This is a genomic window from Paraburkholderia sp. CNPSo 3076, assembly GCF_026343935.1.
Taxonomy (GTDB): Bacteria; Pseudomonadota; Gammaproteobacteria; order Burkholderiales; family Burkholderiaceae; genus Paraburkholderia; species Paraburkholderia nodosa.
The window spans coordinates 41,752-58,199 of record NZ_JAPMAL010000034.1 but is presented as its reverse complement, the minus strand read 5'-3'; the positions used below and the strand labels follow the sequence as shown (position 1 = coordinate 58,199).

General features: G+C 62.0%; 16 protein-coding genes and 1 pseudogene. 9 read left to right on the top strand and 8 right to left on the bottom strand.

The genetic code is table 11. The annotated features are described in order from the left end of the window. Nucleotides 1–826: 826 nt before the first annotated feature. From M3A49_RS32835 to M3A49_RS32815, 5 genes are all read right to left on the bottom strand, one after another. Nucleotides 827–1,825 carry a hypothetical protein gene (locus tag M3A49_RS32835; RefSeq protein ID WP_266232684.1) on the bottom strand — a complete coding sequence of 333 codons (999 nt, stop codon included), beginning with the start codon at nucleotides 1,823–1,825 and terminating at the stop codon, nucleotides 827–829. Nucleotides 1,826–2,350: 525 nt separating this feature from the next. Beyond that, on the bottom strand, nucleotides 2,351–2,734 hold the full coding sequence (locus M3A49_RS32830) for a hypothetical protein (RefSeq protein WP_266232683.1): 384 nt from the start codon (nucleotides 2,732–2,734) through the stop codon (nucleotides 2,351–2,353). 311 nt (nucleotides 2,735–3,045) lie between these two features. Beyond that, nucleotides 3,046–4,065 carry a hypothetical protein gene (locus M3A49_RS32825; RefSeq protein ID WP_266232682.1) on the bottom strand — a complete coding sequence of 340 codons (1,020 nt, stop codon included), beginning with the start codon at nucleotides 4,063–4,065 and terminating at the stop codon, nucleotides 3,046–3,048. Between the two features lie 398 nt (nucleotides 4,066–4,463). Beyond that, on the bottom strand, nucleotides 4,464–5,840 hold the full coding sequence (locus M3A49_RS32820) for a hypothetical protein (protein WP_266232681.1): 1,377 nt from the start codon (nucleotides 5,838–5,840) through the stop codon (nucleotides 4,464–4,466). 7 nt (nucleotides 5,841–5,847) lie between these two features. Then, a complete protein-coding gene (locus M3A49_RS32815) occupies nucleotides 5,848–6,198 on the bottom strand; it encodes a hypothetical protein (protein ID WP_266232680.1) in 351 nt (116 codons plus the stop codon). A gap of 508 nt (nucleotides 6,199–6,706) precedes the next feature. Between M3A49_RS32815 and M3A49_RS32810 the strand changes: the two genes are divergently transcribed. Further along, nucleotides 6,707–7,294 carry a hypothetical protein gene (locus tag M3A49_RS32810; protein ID WP_266232679.1) on the top strand — a complete coding sequence of 196 codons (588 nt, stop codon included), beginning with the start codon at nucleotides 6,707–6,709 and terminating at the stop codon, nucleotides 7,292–7,294. A gap of 102 nt (nucleotides 7,295–7,396) precedes the next feature. Here the strand turns inward: M3A49_RS32810 and M3A49_RS32805 are convergent, their stop codons facing one another. Next, a complete protein-coding gene (locus M3A49_RS32805) occupies nucleotides 7,397–7,804 on the bottom strand; it encodes a hypothetical protein (RefSeq protein ID WP_266232678.1) in 408 nt (135 codons plus the stop codon). Further along, nucleotides 7,765–9,432, bottom strand: a complete 1,668-nt coding sequence (locus tag M3A49_RS32800; protein ID WP_266232677.1) for a ParB/RepB/Spo0J family partition protein — start codon at nucleotides 9,430–9,432, stop codon at nucleotides 7,765–7,767. Before M3A49_RS32800 ends, M3A49_RS32805 begins: the two co-directional genes overlap by 40 nt. Nucleotides 9,433–9,640: 208 nt before the next feature. On the opposite strand from M3A49_RS32800, the gene M3A49_RS32795 reads away from it, so the two are divergent. The 5 genes from M3A49_RS32795 (at nucleotide 9,641) to M3A49_RS32775 (ending at nucleotide 12,617) form a co-directional block, all read left to right on the top strand. Then, entirely contained in the window at nucleotides 9,641–10,054 is a 414-nt protein-coding gene (locus M3A49_RS32795) for an antirestriction protein (protein ID WP_266232676.1), read from the top strand. 51 nt (nucleotides 10,055–10,105) lie between these two features. Then, on the top strand, nucleotides 10,106–10,933 hold the full coding sequence (locus M3A49_RS32790; RefSeq protein WP_266232675.1) for a DUF932 domain-containing protein: 828 nt from the start codon (nucleotides 10,106–10,108) through the stop codon (nucleotides 10,931–10,933). Between the two features lie 50 nt (nucleotides 10,934–10,983). Next, on the top strand, nucleotides 10,984–11,292 hold the full coding sequence (locus tag M3A49_RS32785; protein ID WP_266232674.1) for a hypothetical protein: 309 nt from the start codon (nucleotides 10,984–10,986) through the stop codon (nucleotides 11,290–11,292). Nucleotides 11,293–11,355: 63 nt separating this feature from the next. Next, nucleotides 11,356–11,586, top strand: coding sequence for a DUF3717 domain-containing protein (locus M3A49_RS32780; protein WP_266232673.1), 231 nt, complete (start codon nucleotides 11,356–11,358; stop codon nucleotides 11,584–11,586). Between the two features lie 701 nt (nucleotides 11,587–12,287). Then, nucleotides 12,288–12,617, top strand: coding sequence for an XRE family transcriptional regulator (locus M3A49_RS32775; RefSeq protein WP_266232672.1), 330 nt, complete (start codon nucleotides 12,288–12,290; stop codon nucleotides 12,615–12,617). A gap of 45 nt (nucleotides 12,618–12,662) precedes the next feature. Here M3A49_RS32775 and M3A49_RS32770 read toward each other — a convergent pair. After that, nucleotides 12,663–13,177 (bottom strand): annotated as a pseudogene (locus tag M3A49_RS32770) (transposase); the annotation flags it as partial. Between the two features lie 59 nt (nucleotides 13,178–13,236). Here M3A49_RS32770 and M3A49_RS32765 point away from each other — a divergent pair. The 3 genes from M3A49_RS32765 (at nucleotide 13,237) to M3A49_RS32755 (ending at nucleotide 16,326) form a co-directional block, all read left to right on the top strand. Beyond that, nucleotides 13,237–13,410, top strand: coding sequence for a hypothetical protein (locus tag M3A49_RS32765; RefSeq protein ID WP_266232671.1), 174 nt, complete (start codon nucleotides 13,237–13,239; stop codon nucleotides 13,408–13,410). Between the two features lie 698 nt (nucleotides 13,411–14,108). Next, nucleotides 14,109–15,332, top strand: coding sequence for a ParA family protein (locus M3A49_RS32760; protein WP_266232670.1), 1,224 nt, complete (start codon nucleotides 14,109–14,111; stop codon nucleotides 15,330–15,332). Beyond that, entirely contained in the window at nucleotides 15,316–16,326 is a 1,011-nt protein-coding gene (locus M3A49_RS32755) for a ParB/RepB/Spo0J family partition protein (RefSeq protein ID WP_266232669.1), read from the top strand. Before M3A49_RS32760 ends, M3A49_RS32755 begins: the two co-directional genes overlap by 17 nt. Nucleotides 16,327–16,448 lie beyond the last annotated feature (122 nt).

The following is a 16,448-nucleotide window of genomic DNA, read 5'->3' as shown; positions in this document are numbered from 1 at the left end:
ACCTAACGTGCCCGCGTTCCTTTTTCAGATAGAAGGAGACGGTGTGCACGCCAGATTAATGGCTGCGACAAGGGATGCACTAACAAACAGTGTTCCTCTTTCATTTGCCCGATGAACGGCCGCTTTACGGCCACTTGGCATCGTACGTCGTCGCCCCGACTTACCGACGTTTCTTCCTCGTCCGGTAGCCGCCGATGGCGAGTCCTGTAACGGGCTTGTGGAATTGGAGCCGGCGTAGGGTGCAAGCGCCAGACACTCCCGACTCACGCCTTCGTTGTTCGGTGTCAAGACGTCGGAGCCATGCGACTTCGGTTGCGCCAGCGGCGCGCGACAGGTTCCGAATACCCACCAGCCTGAAGACGGGGTATTGCGCGTCTAGGCCGTGTCGGGAGGGCGAAAGTAGTCTGGTAGACCGTTAGGCGCGTTTCCAGGGCGGACGGCCGTGGCGGGTAGCGGCGCGTGGCCGTTTGACAGTTGGCCTGGTAGTGTCAAAAAACACGCGCCTGGTGATGGGCGCCCCGCAGCCGTCAACCGTCGCGCACGCCCGGTGTGATATGGACAGGGATCGGCATGCTGCCACGCACCCCGCCGTTCCGCTTAGCCAGGCGTCAGGTCCCTGGAAGCTGTGGCATCAATCAGAAGGCAGCGCGGGTAACGATTGATGGCGGCTCCGATAACGGAAACTGCAATCGCTCCCGCTTCCCGATTACTCAGGAATACGATTCATGAGCGGGAGTGCGTAGTCGGCTGCACTGCAACGGGGAGACTGGCATTGCAGGGGCTACGCCAGCACTGGCATCACGATACATCGGCGACACCAGCGCATTCAGGCCCGCGTGCCCTTGCGGCGACGCACCCACTCAGCGAAGGCTTCGTCCTCGATGCGGTACTCACCGATGGCCAGTCTCGTAACGATAGTGTGAGACTGGAGCCGGCGTAAGGCATGGGCAGCCGTGTTCTTCGTGGCCCGCTTTCCGATTAGCCCTGTGAGCCGCGCCAGACCCGCGGCACCGTGGATATCCCCTTCCCCACGCGCGAGCATGGTCACGACCGCCTGGTCTGCGGGATTCAGCTCGGTCCACTGCCGCAGAAAGTGTTCATCCGAAAAGACCGACGTCCTCGTATGTGCGAGCGCCGCCTCGTCGCCCTGGAGCTGGTAGAGCATGTACCGCTCGACGAACCGCTTGAAGAACTCGGGCGTTCGATGCAGTTCCTCGAACGCGTGCATTCCCTGCTCCAATGTCAGCCTGTGACGGGCCATGCTGTTCAGCAGCTTCACCGTGAAAGCGACGAATTCTTCACCAAGTAATGGAAATGGCTCCAGCGCCGCCCAGTTGTAGAACGGCTCGGAGGCCCGGGCAAACATCTCACGCAGCGCCGTCTCCGAACTCCCTGCAAAGATCACCTTGATGCGGTCCTTGCGAACGTCGAGTGCCGCGCGCAATGCATGCGCGAAGTCGCTGTGGTCCGCAAGGGCGAGAACCTGCGCCTCGTCAATGACGAGGAGCAGCGGCCATTTCTGTTTGTCGAGTTGGCGGAGCACCTCGCGAAGTGCCACTGCACTGTCGCCTGCCGCGCCGAGCTCGGCCTCGAGGGAACCCTCCGCTCCCGCAATCCTGGCGGTCGCCTTCAGCTTCCTCACCGGACTACCGAGTTTTGCGAGCACCGCCCTCACACCCTGGGGTTCGAGTGCTTCCGCAAGCGCGCTGACCAGGGCTTCATCTGGCGCAGAACGTTTGTCCCAAAGGTTTGTATACGCTACGAGGTAGTTTTTCCCGGCCGCGGCTGGCAGCAGGTCCCGGCGGAGAAATTCGGTCTTTCCCATGCGCCGGCGCGCAAATAACCCGCGAGCAGACGAAAGCTTCAGGTCAAACGCCTGGAGATAGGCAGCAGCGAGGTCTGGCCGGGGAAAATGCCAGGGGTCCGGCTGCAAGGTTTCAAGTGGTATCATCAATGATGACTAGTATCAAATCACATGATACCAGATGATACTGCAGCGGGATGCCCGGCGCAAACGGGAAGTGTCCGGTAACGACGACGCCCCCCCCCCGCCTGCCGGCGCCCCTGTGTTCATTTGGCTATCAGGCCGGCCTGCAGCTTCGCCAGGATCGACTGGCAGCAGTGGGCGGCACGCGGCCAGCATGTGTGCTGCACAAGCTGGCGGAAGAAGATCACTCTCCGGCGCGACTGAAAACGCCCCGGACGCAACATTCGCCATGTCGACGCGAGCAACCATTCGTTATCAACAGCCGTATGTGTACTTGCGCAGCTGTAAACTGGATATGAGCGTGGCTCAGCCTGATACGCTACCTCGCCTCAACCCGGGGCTGAAGCTTCGGTCGTGTCCGCGTCAGTCGTGACTTCCGCGCCAGGCCGCTGCGGTCAATCGTTCCACCGCCGCGTAATATCGCGCCTGCGAAGCAGCCGCGCCGTCGTCCTGATTCGCCTTCAAAATGTCAAACAGATGCTCTGCGACAACCGAGCCGATCGCGTGGATTGCATCGTGTCGTGTAAGCCCCTCTTTCCTGAGGCGATGCATCGCCCGGTCCACGGGGTCGAGCCTCAATGCAAGCTGGTTTTCGACGATCACGTGTAGCGTGGCATGCAACCTCGCGTTGGGAAGCTTGATCCGGGCTCCGCGATGCCAGCTTTCGACGAGAGCAATTCGCTCCTGCTCATCAAGATTGAGCCATGATTCAGGCTCAGACTCGCGCTCGGGGTTGTACGCTTCCATCATTCTGCTCATTGTAAAAAATGCGGTCTGCGATCGCGTCGTGTTTCTCCGTACTGGTCGACGGCACCAGCCCGGCGACCCGCTGGCGAGTACGTGGGTGCACAGGCGGTGAAGAAGTCGTCAGTCAGATGCATTGCGACATCCTGGCGCCACATGATGCGCGAGCATGGCCGCGACGAACGTATTCCCAGGGCTTGACGCAAACTGGTCCCGCAGACGTCCGTCCAGCTCGTCCCGTTTCATGCCGGTAGCGAGCGCCGCGGTCCATTGGTAAGAGATCGTACGTGCCATGATGTCATGGGGGCGCCATATCAGCGCGTCTTCATGTAGGCAGCATAGAGGCCCGCATGCAGGCCACGTAACGCCGCGCGACGCTCGAGAAGATCGTGCTGACGACCCTGGCGCTCAAGGCTCAGGATTTGCCGCAGCAATGACGTTGCCCGCTCCGCGCCGACGTGCCGCGAGAGCCGCGCTTCGCGCAGCCGGTCCGCGAGCCCTGGCTTGACTGTAAGCAGCCAGGCGGGGAACCACGCGAAATCTGCCGCGTCACCGGTCCCGGCGAATTCCGCATCAAACTGCCGCCGCAACGCATCGAGCACGCGATCGCCAAGCCGACCCATCATCGCCACGAACCGCGTCGGCGCGAGCCACGCCAGCTCCGTCAACAGCGGCCACGCGACGTCGAGCCCGTCTAACCGGTAACGCGCCTCGGCCGCCCACTCGAGTGGAGCGGGGATGCGCCACCAGGACGGAATCTGTTCGGCCGCCTGTCGTGCCTTGTCCCAGTCGCCAGCGCACAGCCATAGCGGCGCGGCGCAATCATCCGAAGCGCCTGCGTGAAAGGGTATTCTTGCAGCCCGTTCGGCCAGCGCACGCCAGCAGGGGGCGAGCCAAGCCTGCACACACGGCAGGGGCAGGACGCGCTGCGCAGCAGCCGCAATGGTTTCACTGAGTTCGCGCCGGGCAACAGCCAGTTCGCCACGGTCCGCAAACGGCCAGCGGCAATCGGCCTCCAGCGCCAGCACCAGCGTGCCAGACGCCAGGAGTGTACCGTCGCTCGGGTATTGCGCCTCAAGACACGTCCACGCGGCCCGCGCCGCACCCGCGTCCCGGCGCAGCAGCGCGTCTACCACATCATTGCGCAACATCACGTCGCGGCTGTCGGCGAAAATGTCGAGCTGTTCCACGGCGAGTTCACTCCCAAAGAGCTGACTGGACAATGGATCGAGGCTAGCCCATTTCACCACATCGCGAAAGATGTGGCCTTCCTCGTCGACCGACTCGATGATCGCGCACTGCCGCAGCAAGGTCGGGTAGCAGCGGCGCCGCAAGTGCGCCGCCGCTGCTACCCGACCCCACGCCCATGAGTTCTATTGCCCGCCGATTGACCCTCCGAAGTCGCGAAAACTTGTCGAAAGGGCAAGGAATTTGACTTTCCAGGCGTGGATGCCACATTGACGCCTCCCGATGCAGACGTGTAGCCGGAGGGCACGCATGGATCGCCCGTTTCAAACCATGCGCTTGCGGGAACACGGCTGAGCTGACATCTGCCAGTCCCTGCCAAACCGCGACTCCTGGTGCGCGGATGGCGCTTCCCGCCGGCCCTCACTCGTATCCCGCAATCCATATCATTCGCCGCCCGGGGCTTTGAGGACCGCAAGCCTGCAGACGGCAATGACCCGTGATTTCCTGTCTTTCCTTCAGGGACCACGATGACGCCAGGGCACGTTCAGCCTGGCCCTGTCTGCGGCACCCCGGCGAGATGCAGGATCTTTGCAGCGACCCTGCGGAAAAACGCGTCGTCCCGCTCTTTCTGGGCTGCATCATCAGCGACGCGATGCTCGATCAGAATGCCGCGGCGCTTCATAATTTCCTGAGTACGCGACTTGCGTTCAAGGTAGTCAGGATCGTCAGCGCCCATCGTCTCGATGACGACACGGTGCAGCCTTGCCGCAACGCCGGCGGCTGCCACCGATCGGAACGTCAGTTCGAAGTCGGGTCGGCACCACTGGCTCGGCGCGTCAGTCTGCCTCACCTCCCGGTCAAACAGCGGTTTCCAGAGCGTCACCTCAACGCCGTGCTTTTTGACCCATGCCATGACGTCGAACAGCACTCTCATCGTGACGCGCTCATACCGGCTGTCCAGAGGTACGGGGCGCGCAAACGAATACGCATGCTGCGCGAACGCTTCCCGGACGCGCGCGTTGCCATCGCGATCGCGGTCAACCACGCTGAGCACCCAGTAGGGAGGCTGCGTCAGCCGCCGATCGCGGCCTCCGGCGCGGATGCCCTTTTCGGGGCGAAGAATACATTCTCCCTTGCTCGTTTTCTTGATTGCAGTGCCTGCGCGAAGCTCGTCGGCGACGAACAGCAGAAGCGCACTGCGCGCCTTCTTTTTCGGCCATGCCAGGGCGTCGACCTCGGTCATCTTCTCATCGAGAGGCGTCCATGGCTTGAAATAGAGTACCTGCGAGAGCGATAGCTGCGCGCTCAGCGCCTGATCTGCTGCATATGCCTCGAGCCGCTCCCACGATCTGGACTTTTCGTTCAACGCGTCAACGTGCAGCCGTGCGAAGTCTGCGTCCCCAAGAAGCGTGTGGAGGATGCGTCCGAGGCGCGGCAGGCGGCGGCCCCTTTCGCCAAGGCCGCCACCCGATCCCGTCGAACCGCCCAGCCGTGCCGCACCTTCATGGAGATCGTCCAGATAGTCAAGCGCGTCAGCTACCGGTCTGAGCGGATTGTGCTGGCCTGGCCGCGCGCAATCATCGTCCGGCCCAACGTTTTCCGGCTCCGGTGTCTGACGGAACGACGCGAGCGCGCAGTCGTGCTCGCCGTACTGGTGCATGCGCACGAAATGACGCGGACCGTCTTCACGCACCCGGGCTGTCAACCGCGGCCGGCCACCGGGTGCTCTGACACAGTCGCACTCGAGCCAAAGACGCACATGTCGTCCGTCGTGCATCTCTTCGAGCACGGCTTCCACGAGTCTAACGTCCTCAGGCCGCACTTGCTGTCCGTCGCCGCAGAACCGCCGCACAGCTGCAGCTTCTTCACCACTCAGATGTCGCCTCACCGTCCCGGGGTGATCCCGCTCGACAAGTTCCATGTTCCGCTCAGTGTGAAGCTCGGACGAGCATCGCGAGGCTCTGCACGCTCAGGAGCGACGCCTCGTAGTTCCGCAACCAGCCATGCATCTGGCGGGCGAACGGTGGGGTGGATACAGCTGCACATGTAGCCATGTCTGATACAAGCGGTTTCGGTGGCTGGGGCACGAACGACAGCCGTTGAAGGCGGACGATGCGTGATGAATGACTGCTCATGTGCACAAGACCTTCTTCGGCGAGTGTGCAAAGCATGTCGTTGATCTGCGCCATCGACGTATCGAATCGCCAGGCCAGCTCGCCCGCCAGGTACTCGCGGCTCGACTCCATGATCTCAAGCATTCTTGCAGATGTGAGTTTCATCGGACTCCCCAGGAACAATGCTGAGAATATACTGCCGTCGCCAGGGTCCCGTCGCCGCCTGCGCATGAAAAGCCCGAAGTGCACAGCTGGGAGCACGCCAATTTCGTGCTCACGGACATCGCGCACGCCGACGCCTTTGCGAAGATGCGCATGCGACTCCTTCGGTGAAAAACTGCTGGTGCGCCCAGACGCACGTGCCACCGGTCTGTCTGCAAAGCAGCGCCGAGCGCGCTCGTTGGCGTCGGCTGCCGGGTTCTCCAAGGGGTATCCCCTTGGAGCACGGTATATGTAGACGGAAATGCGTCAGCATTTCCGTCTACATATACGTCTTGCCTCGACCTGCAGCCCGCCACCGGTTGATAGATCACCCATGGATCATGATGAATCGACTCTCAACCATTCCTGTATAGCTTGCGAATCGTGAAAGATCGCATAGCTAACAGATAGGATGCACCTTTCGATCATTCGCGGCATACTGTGCCCGTTCCCCCTGACGTGAGCGCTCAAAATGGACGCCCTGATTGCCGTACAACGCGCGCAACGCCTCGACGCCCTCGCGGCTTCGTCCGATGGCCGGTCCAAGACCGCCCAGCTTCGCGACGTGTTCGAGAGCGTCGAACGTGCCATTCACTCGGGCGTCCGGTACGCCGCGATCATCCAGGAACTCGCCGCAACCGGACTCGTCTTCACCTACCAGACCTTTGCTCTGACCCTCAAAAGAATCCGGCGCGAACGGGGCATCGTGTCCCGCCTCACGCGCGCGTCACAGGCGGAAACTGCCCCGGCAGTCAGCCGTGCTCCCGCAGATGTGCCAGGGCAGGCGGCCAACCCGGTAGCAGCCAAACGCGGTGTGCCCGACAGTGACACTGGCGAGGCCCCAGCTGTGGCGGCTGCGCGCCCCGCCGTGCGTGAGCGTCGCCCGATTGCGCCTGTCGGTGCAAAGCTGCCCGACGACTGGATCACCGCAGAACTGACGCTTAAGCAGAAACACCTGTTGACGCACGAACAGCGCATAGCGCGCGCAGACGCCAAGGTCAAACAGTACTGGCCCAACCCCTTCGACCCGGTGCCCCCCGAAAAAGGCAAACCGGCATGAGCGCCAGTAATTTGACCCTGCATTCGCGCGTGCAATGAAAAGCCGCCCGGACTTCCATCCGGACGGCCTCGTGTGGACTACTCGAATGCGCGCAATGCGCGCTCAGTACGGCTCGACTTCCTCCTCCCCAGGCGACGCCTGCGCTTCGGAAACTTCGTCCGCTTCGGCGGCGGCGTCGCCGTTTTCGTCATCTTCCCCCTCGTCGTCCTCGTGGTAGCCGTACCTGACGCGCTCCGGTACCTCCCGGTTACGCAGCACTTCCGGCAGCCAGCCCGAGTCCGTCATGCGAAGTTCCGCCGTCGTCGCTGCGGCGTCCTTCTTCATGCCGCGCACTTCGCTTGCCGCCTGGGGCGATACGCTTTCGCCCACAACGGCAGCAATCCGGTCTTTCGCCACGTGTTCGAAATACCCGGAGCGCGTCGGCTTCCAGTAGCGCGAAAGATCCACCGCAAGCGTGTTCGAGATCTCGTTCACCGCGTGCGGGCGGTCTGCGCTGATGATACCGTCCACCGTCGCCGCCACGCAGAACGCCAAGAGATTCGACAGCACGTCCTCGCCCTGTTCCAGCAGCCATGGCAGCAGGTCTGCTGCGCGCCTGGGCAGCATGCGCGACCACTTCTCGCGTTCGCCTTCCAGGCCACGCTCTCGCCCATGTCGTCGGCATTCGATACCAGCGCCTCGCGCGTCGTGTGCACGTCGATCCTGACCGCGTAGTCCAAATACGCGCGCCCGTACACGTCATCGAAAACGACCGGAATCATGCGCTGCATCAGCACGGCAAGGGCTACGGTCGGTTGCTGCGCAAGCTCGATCTGGACGGCGGCGGTACGGTGCGCGGTCAATCGTTTGCACAGCTTCTCTCCGTGCAACGGACGCTCCTTTGGTGCGCGCGCCGCACCTGCGCTCACCGCGTGCGTTGCGCGTGCCTGCGCAGTCGGTGCCGCCTCGCGTCGCACCAGCCCCCGCTCAATACAGACCCGGCCATCGTCATCGAGATAGACATATGCGCCTGCCTGCTTCATCTCTTCCGGGTCGAACGCCTCGAAGCGCTCCGCGTACTGGTCCACAGCAAACGTCGCCGCCGTGGCCTCAGCCTCCAGACGCTCGCCCCGCTCCTCGTCCGGCTCGCCGTCCTCGTCGTAGTACGCATTGAGCGCGGCCTGGGCGGCGTCGTTCGTTGCGGTGAGCGCGGCCAGTTCGGCTTTCTCGGCCTTCGTGGGCTTGCGCGTGGTCGAGCCAATGCGGCCACAACGCAGGATTTCCATTGCCGGATACTGCGTCCGCGCCTCGATCCATTGCCAGCCTTCACTTCCGACCGCCTGGGATAGCTCGATCAGCCGTTCCGTTGCGAGCCGGTGCAACAGTTCGGCATCTTCGAGGTATCCGGCGTTTGCGTCGTCGCTGAACAGGTCGCGCCTCACACGTCCGCCTGCCGCCTCGTAGGCGTCCAGGCCAACAAACCGCGCCAGGGCGCTTTCGCGTGCATCAATTTCCGCGCGCGTGATGGCCTTGCGCAACTCGTCCGGTCGGCGCTGCCAGCTATTGACGGCTTCGCCCCATACGCGCTCCTGCGTCGCGTGGTCATCAGCCAGGGCCAGTACCTTCGCCTGTTCGTAGTCGAGCCTGTCGTCACGCAACAGGTCGAGCAGTGACGGCGAAAGGTTGGCGATTTTCAGCGCGCGGCGTACCGCAACATCCGGCACCGCGAACAGGGCCGCTACATGCGCCACGCTCCTGCCTTCCTCCGTCAGCAGCCGGAACGCCACGCACTCATCCGCCAGACTCATCGCCTCGCGTTCGCGGTTTTCGATCAGCGACGCGGCCACCGCCTCGCCTTCGCTGACGATCAACACCGGCACCTGGTAGTCCTTGGTAATTCGTCCCTGCTCAACCAGCAGGTCAAGTGCTGCCAGGCGGCGCTGGCCAGCACAGACGCCAAGCTTCGGCGGCTTCGCGCTGCCCTTCATTTCATGTACCACCAGGTTCTGGATCAAGCCCTTTTCGGCGATGGTGGTGGCCATGGCGTCGATGCCGGTCGGCGCTTTCTTGCGAACGTTCAACTGCGAGAGCGTGAGCCGCGAAAGGGCAACGTATTCGATCCGCTGCGCGGCGTTTTCGGTTGCTTCAATCTTTCCCATGAAAGATTCTCCGGGTTTCGGCCTCGGCGGGATGCCTGGCCACCCATCAATAATAGGACATAACAGCCGTAATAGTGATGAGATTAACGGTAAAATTCAAATTATCCATACTGAGTTAAATGCGCGCCTTTCTTGATATAAAGGACGAAACAGCCTATTATAGAGACGTGGCCAGGCATCCTGCCGCGGCCGGGAACGGAGGCAAACCGTGAGTACTACTGATTGCAAGATCACCTCGTCTGTCATCCCCGATGAACTGAAACTGAATGTCCTGCCGCGTTACCTAGGCCGCCATTACATCGCTGGCGAATCACTCGTCTATGACTGGGCAGCACGCCTGTGCAGCAGCTACGATTACGGCGAGTGGCATTACTTCACGCTGTCAAATGGTGGCTTCTACATGGCTCCGGCCAACATGGGCCGCGTGTACGTGCGCTGGCATCTCAATGGCTACAACGACATGATGGGCGCGGATGCCTTCGGCATTACCGTCACGCTCTTCGCCCTCTGCCACCTCGCGGAAAAGACACAGGACGCTACCGTCATCGAGCGCTTCCACCAGTTGCGTGAGTTTTCTATGCAACACGTGGAAGCCGCGAACATCCTGCGCGCCATCGACTAACCGACCGGCCCCGGCCCCCGGGCCGGGTTGGCTCCTTCATTGGGGAATCAAATGAACAAGCTTGCAACTCGTTTTAGCGGGAATGCCGTCGCGCTGCGTTCGCAGCATCCTCTGACGAATGACCAGATTGCAGAGGTTGCGCCTTCCATTCTTGCCCACACCGCGCACGAAAGCCGTTCGGCGCGCTACAGCTACATTCCGACAGTCGATGTACTCGACGCCCTGCGCAAGGAAGGGTTTCAGCCTTTCATGGTCTGCCAGACCCGTGTGCGCAATGAGGACATGCGCGATTTCACCAAGCACATGATCCGCCTGCGCCACGCCGACCAGATCGGCGGTCGCGAAGCCAACGAGGTTATCCTGGTCAACTCGCACAATGGCGCATCGAGCTACCAGATGATCGCCGGAATGATTCGCTGGGCCTGCCAGAACGGCATCGTATGCGGCAACGTGACGAACGATATCCGCATCCTGCACAAGGGTGATGTGATTGGCGAGGTCATCGAAGGCGCATTCAAGGTGGTGAAAAGCTTTGATGAGACGGCAGAGCAACGCGAAGGGATGGCGGCAACGGTGCTCGATGAGGGCGAACAGGTCGCCTTCGCCCGCGCAGCGCTCGCGTTGCGCTACGACGAGGGCGCGCCTGTGCCAGTGACGGAACGGCAGATTCTCGCGCCGCGTCGTGTCGAGGATCAGGGCTCCGATATCTGGACCACCTTCAACCGTGTGCAGGAAAACATGATTCGCGGTGGGCTGCACGGTCGGAACGCGAAGGGCAAGGCCACCACGACCCGAGCGGTCGCGGGCATCGATCAAAACATCCGTCTGAATCGTGCCTTGTGGGTGCTGGCTGACGAACTGCGCCGCCTGCGCGGCTAACCGGACCGCCCCGGCCTCCCAGTCGGGGCGCACCCATAAGGGGAATTCACATGGATCTGCTCAACACCCGTCCTACGTGGCTGTCCGCCCTGCTGCCGCTCCTGGCTGTCTGGCAGTACGGAGACCGTGGCATCGTTCGCGGCGAACTGTACCGCATGGCCCTGTCTGCTGACGCAGCGGCACAATCCGCCGATGCGCTCCGGCGCATTGCCAGTATGCTCGATCACAACGACAATCCGGTAGAGATGCGTCGCGAGGAGTTGCGCGCCATCGCCCGCGTCGCCCTGGCTGGTTTCGAGCGCGTGCCGCCTTGCGCACCTGTTGCCATGCTCATGGAGCACGACGGGAATCTGCATTAAATTTTGACATCCTTAATAATATTGAACGCCCGCGTAGAAATCGCACGGGCCCGTGAGGCGACCATGACTGCCGTCTTAACCATTGCTGAAATCGAACAGGCAATCAACTACTGGTGCGCAAAGGAATCTCGTGGCCAGGGCGGCGCGCTGTGTGCGAAAGCGCGCCCCCTGGCTGACGTGTACGGCCTGATGATCTACGAGCGCGCCACGTCTGTAGAGGTTTCGCGGCTCACACCCGAACAGGTCGACGCCGTTCGCACGGCGCTTGGAAACCAGCAACCGCCACCGCGTTAGCCTCGCGATCTGCCGCGACGCTAACCGGACTGCCGCGCGCTGGCGCCCCTCCCCCCTGCATGCAAGGAGATTGGATAATCACGGGAGTGTCGCGCGCGCCGCGCGCCCGGATCGAGGCGCACGGGGTCCCCCTGTCCGCACCGTCGGACATGGGGAGAGCGCCGGCGCGCCGCGTCAGCGGCGAGACGATCCGGTTTAGCCCAGGCCGACCACCAGCGGGGTCGTCAAGCGCCCACAGGGCGCGTGTCTCCCCCGCGGCGTAAGCCGTGGGGGCTGGATAATTACGGGAGTGTCGCGCGCGCCGCGCGCCCGGATCGAGGCGCACGGGGTCCCCCATGTCCGCATCGTCGGATATGGGGAGAGCGCCGGCGCGCCGCGTCAGCAGCGGGACGATCTGGTATAGCCCAGGCGAACCACGGGCCGGGGCCGTCAAGCGACCGAAGGGAGCGTGTATCCCCTACGGCGTAAGCCGTGGGGGCTGGATAATGACGGGAGCATCGCGCGCGCCGCGCGCCCGGATCGAGGCGCACGGGGTCCCCCATGGCCGCATCGTCGGACATGGGGAAAGCGCCGGCGCGCCGCGTCAGCGGCGGGACGATCCGGTATAGCCCAAGCAGACCACGGGCCGGGGCCGTCAAGCGACCGAAGGGAGCGTGTATCCCCCGCGGCGAAGCCGTGGGGGCTGATTCCATGGACCACAAATGACTACCAAAAATACTTACCTCACCATCCGCCGCGAATGCCTGCAACCCGGCATTTACTGGGCGAAGCCAACAGGTGCAGAAATTCAGGAGATTCTGCGGCAGTCTGGAATGACGGACCGTTCCGCGGCTGCATATCTTGGATTAAAGGACAAAACCGGGCGTCATATCCGACGCTGGACAAGCGCCGAGAATGACATTCCTTATTCTGCCTGGGCACTATTATGTTACGCCGCTGGATACGGGCTCATCTGGGAAATTGATCCTTCGAAGATGCGGACGACGCACGGATCAAACGATATGGAAGACAGCGGCACACCGTCGGACTGAATGGTCTGCGACGACGCTCAAAAAGGGGACCATCTGTATTTCGTGGGCCATTTCGACCAGTAACGCGCGTACTCTCCGGTTACCCTGCCTGCTAATGCCCCTGGTCGGTATGGCTCTGGCCGCTCTCATAGAGCTGCGGCACCAACCCCACGCAGGCGCCCACCTGACGACGGTTGCAACTCGAGCGCGAGGCGCGACGCGCCTACGTCGCCTATCCCCTTCAGGCGCGCAAGGGCATTGCTTCGCTGGCGCGCGAGAGCCGGCACGTTCGCCTGGCGTGTCTTCTCCAGCGTCGCGAGTTGCTGCTCAGCCAGCGCCAGTCGTTGGCACTCGCGCAGCAGCCGCTCCCGCAACTCGGGCGGGAGCGGCGCACCGTCGTGGCACCGCACCTCGTCACGCGCAAGCCGGCCGGCGAACTGTTTGTGATCGACCTCATCCCAGCAGCCGAGCGTGACCAGCAGTTTGCGCATGCGGTCGCGATGCTGCAGTATTTCCTTCTGCAGTTCCCCTCGATCGCACATCAGATGGCGCGACGCCTCGTCCTGCGGCGACGGTACGTGACCGTATCAAGCAATTTATCGACGAAATGTATCCCACGGGCGTCAAGTCCAACCGACGCGTGCTGATCGAACTGGACAAGATCCTGAACATCGCGGTGGTAACGGCAAGCATCGGACGCTACACCGAGATCCGTCACTACCTGGACGGCCACGAAATCGTCACAGCGTGGCTCACGAAGGAAGAACGCATGCGTTGGATCGCCCGCATGCGCGCCGAAGGATTCACCGGCTGACGGATGGCGACTTTCCTCGGCGTCTGTGAAGGAACCATCTACAACGATCAGCGGCACCTGCGGGAAGAGAAGCCGAACTGGCTGATCAGCCTCGCCTCTGTCCAACGCCTTAGCTACTCGAACATTCGGGTTCAGCGTACGCGCTCCGCGGCTCGGCACGCCCACTGACCATCCCACAAGCTCCCTCCTCCGGGAGGGGGCTTATGCCACGCCTACTTTTTTGGTCTCCGACGACCAGAAGCAGAGTTAACTTTTTACGGGGTTCCCAAACGGCAGAGCTTTGATCCAGTCTATCGGCGCCTGTCACCAAGACGGGACCAACCCAAGCGAAGACCCCGCGGTGCGACCGATCGTCCACCAACTTGGCCATCTCTGCGGAACGTGGGAGATTTTTCACGACCTAGAGGTCCACGCAAACCTCATCGCTCGCTGCGAGGAGAACAGTGCTGCACTGCAAATCCAACGCGCCGCCACCTGAGTGGGCAAGAAATTCCATTTGTCCAGGTGGGATTTCCTGATCCAAATTCGAGGATTTTCCGCCACAGCCAGGCCCGGTGCGGCTTTCCCTGGGGTACGACCCAGGAAAGTTAACTTGCAAGGGCGTTGTTAACCCGCTACATTTCGCCTAAACGATTACGTCGCCGGATTTCGAAGAATCTGGCATTTTTCGATGACGGACGTGAAACGAGGTTACAGACATGGCAATTAAAGACCTCTCGCCCCCAAGAATCACGATTGGGGTGAACGAGCTCAACGCGATCGCCGATCGCGCCGAGGGCACGCTCGCTAAGCTCCGCGACGATCTGCTCGAACCGTGGCCGCGCAAGCAAGCGCCCACGGTGACGGGCGCTCGCCTCGCGAAGATCTGCAAGCTCGAACGGGCACAGATCAATTATCTCTGTACTCGCGGCCACCGAGAAGGCCTTCCTATTGGGACGATGCGCGGACGCAATCGTGAGTTCACGCTCGCTGAAGCCCAACAGTTCGTGCGACTGGCTGGCCCCTACGAGCCGCGCCCCGAGGGCGCTAAGGGCATTGTCATCTCCGTCGGCAACTTCAAAGGTGGCGTCGGAAAGACGACGAACGCCGTTGCGCTCGCCCAGGGGTTAACCCTGCACGGACATAAGGTGCTGTTGATTGACCTCGATCCGCAGGCGTCGTCCACGACGCTCATGGGTTATGTCCCGACGCCGGAAGTCACCGAAGAGATGACGGTGATGCCGGTTGTCTACGGTGAAGCTGCCGATCTTATCGACGTCGCGATCCCCTCGTACTGGGACGGTCTGGACATCATCCCCTCGTCGTCTGCGCTGTTCGGTGCTGACTACTATCTGCCGAACAAGCAGGCTTCGGAACCGGACTACGAGTTCTGGAAGGTCTTGGACAGCGCGATGGATACGATCCGCGAGCGTTACGACGTGGTGGTGATTGATACGCCGCCGACGCTCTCGTATCTCGCGATCGGCTGTTTCATGGCGACGGACGGGATGGTGATCCCCCTGCCCCCGGAAACCCTCGACTACGCGTCGAGCACCCAGTTCTTCCGGCAGTTCGCCGAACTCTTCCGCTCGCTGTCCGATGGGCGGTCGGTGGAGAAGACCTTTGCATTCATCAAGGTCGTGCTCTCAAAAGTGAAGCCGGGTGTTTCGACCACCGATGTCGTGAAGTCTTGGATCCAGCAGACCTACGCGGAACTGCTTGCTCGCTCCGAGGTACTGGAGAGCGATCTGGTCAAGAACGCGACGGCCGAGTTCAAAACGATCTACGACCTCTCGAAGTACGACGGCTCGACCGCGACGTACAACCGGGCGCTCGAGTCGTTCGACGGCGTGATCGATGAGTTGGAAGCTGAACTGCAGCACGCGTGGCGTCTGCAGATTGCGGCTCAAGGTAGCGAGGTGGCAGATGTCGAGCAAACTTAAAGACCGGTTGATGGCGCGGACGGCGAATCTCGCCGACAAGGTTGCAGAGGGCGCCACGGAACGTACGCCAATCGCTGAACAGCGTCCGATGACGATGCCTGGTCAGCTTGGCGCTTTCCGTCTTGAGGCCCAACGCTACCAAAGGAAGATCGAGGAGCTGACCGCCGAGCTCGAAGCGGCGCGCAATACCGGCGGCGCAGTTGAACTGCCGGTGGACAAGCTGCACGAGGTTCCGGGTCGCCGGCGGTTCAAGCCGCGCGAGAAGTACGTCGAGTTGCTTGAGAACGTTCGCCACAACGGACTCATCGAGCCGGTCGTTGTTCTCACGCGCCCCGACGGCGAGTGGGATATCTGGTCGGGCCACCATCGCGTGGACACGCACAGGGACCTCTCCCTACCCACGATTCGTTGTGTGTTGGGCACCGCCAAAGACGAGGTCGAAGCGACCGACGGCGCGTTCTTCGCGAACCTGATGCAGTCGGATCTGACCGACTACGAGAAATTCATCGGGCTCAAGCGCTTCCAGGAAGGTCACCCCGAGTTCACACAAACCGATGTTGCCGAGCGTTCCGGTCTCTCGAAGCAGGCCGTGAGTGATCTGTTCGCGTTCGGCCGGCTCCCCGATGAAGTGCTGGAGATCGTCGACACGAACAAGACGATCCTCGGAGCCGGAGCGGCAGCGGACTTGGCCAGCCTCGCAGAGGCAGGGAAAGCGGCTCGGGTGATCGAGGCAGTCAAGCAGTTGGCCGACAAAAAACTCGATCAGAAGCAGGCGCTGAAGTTTGCGCGGACGGTTGACGCACCGACGAAGGCTCCCGCGGCAGCAGAGAAATTCAAGGTCAAAGCAGGGAAGGCGACTTGGTGCGACGTGCGCCGTGTGGGCAACGTCATGCGCATCGAGTTCAAGTCGGAAGAGCAGGCGAGTGCGGCTCAAGAGGCGATTCGCTTGCATCTCGAGCGGATGGCACAAGACAGCAGCCACCATCCAGAATGACTAAGTGATTGATTTTTAAGGAGTCGGTAATGCCGACTAACCTTCAGGAGCGTTGACGTGAGCTAAGCACGGCACAAAAACAAAAGCCCTCGGGTGGAACCGAAGGCTTTTGACCAGCAGCT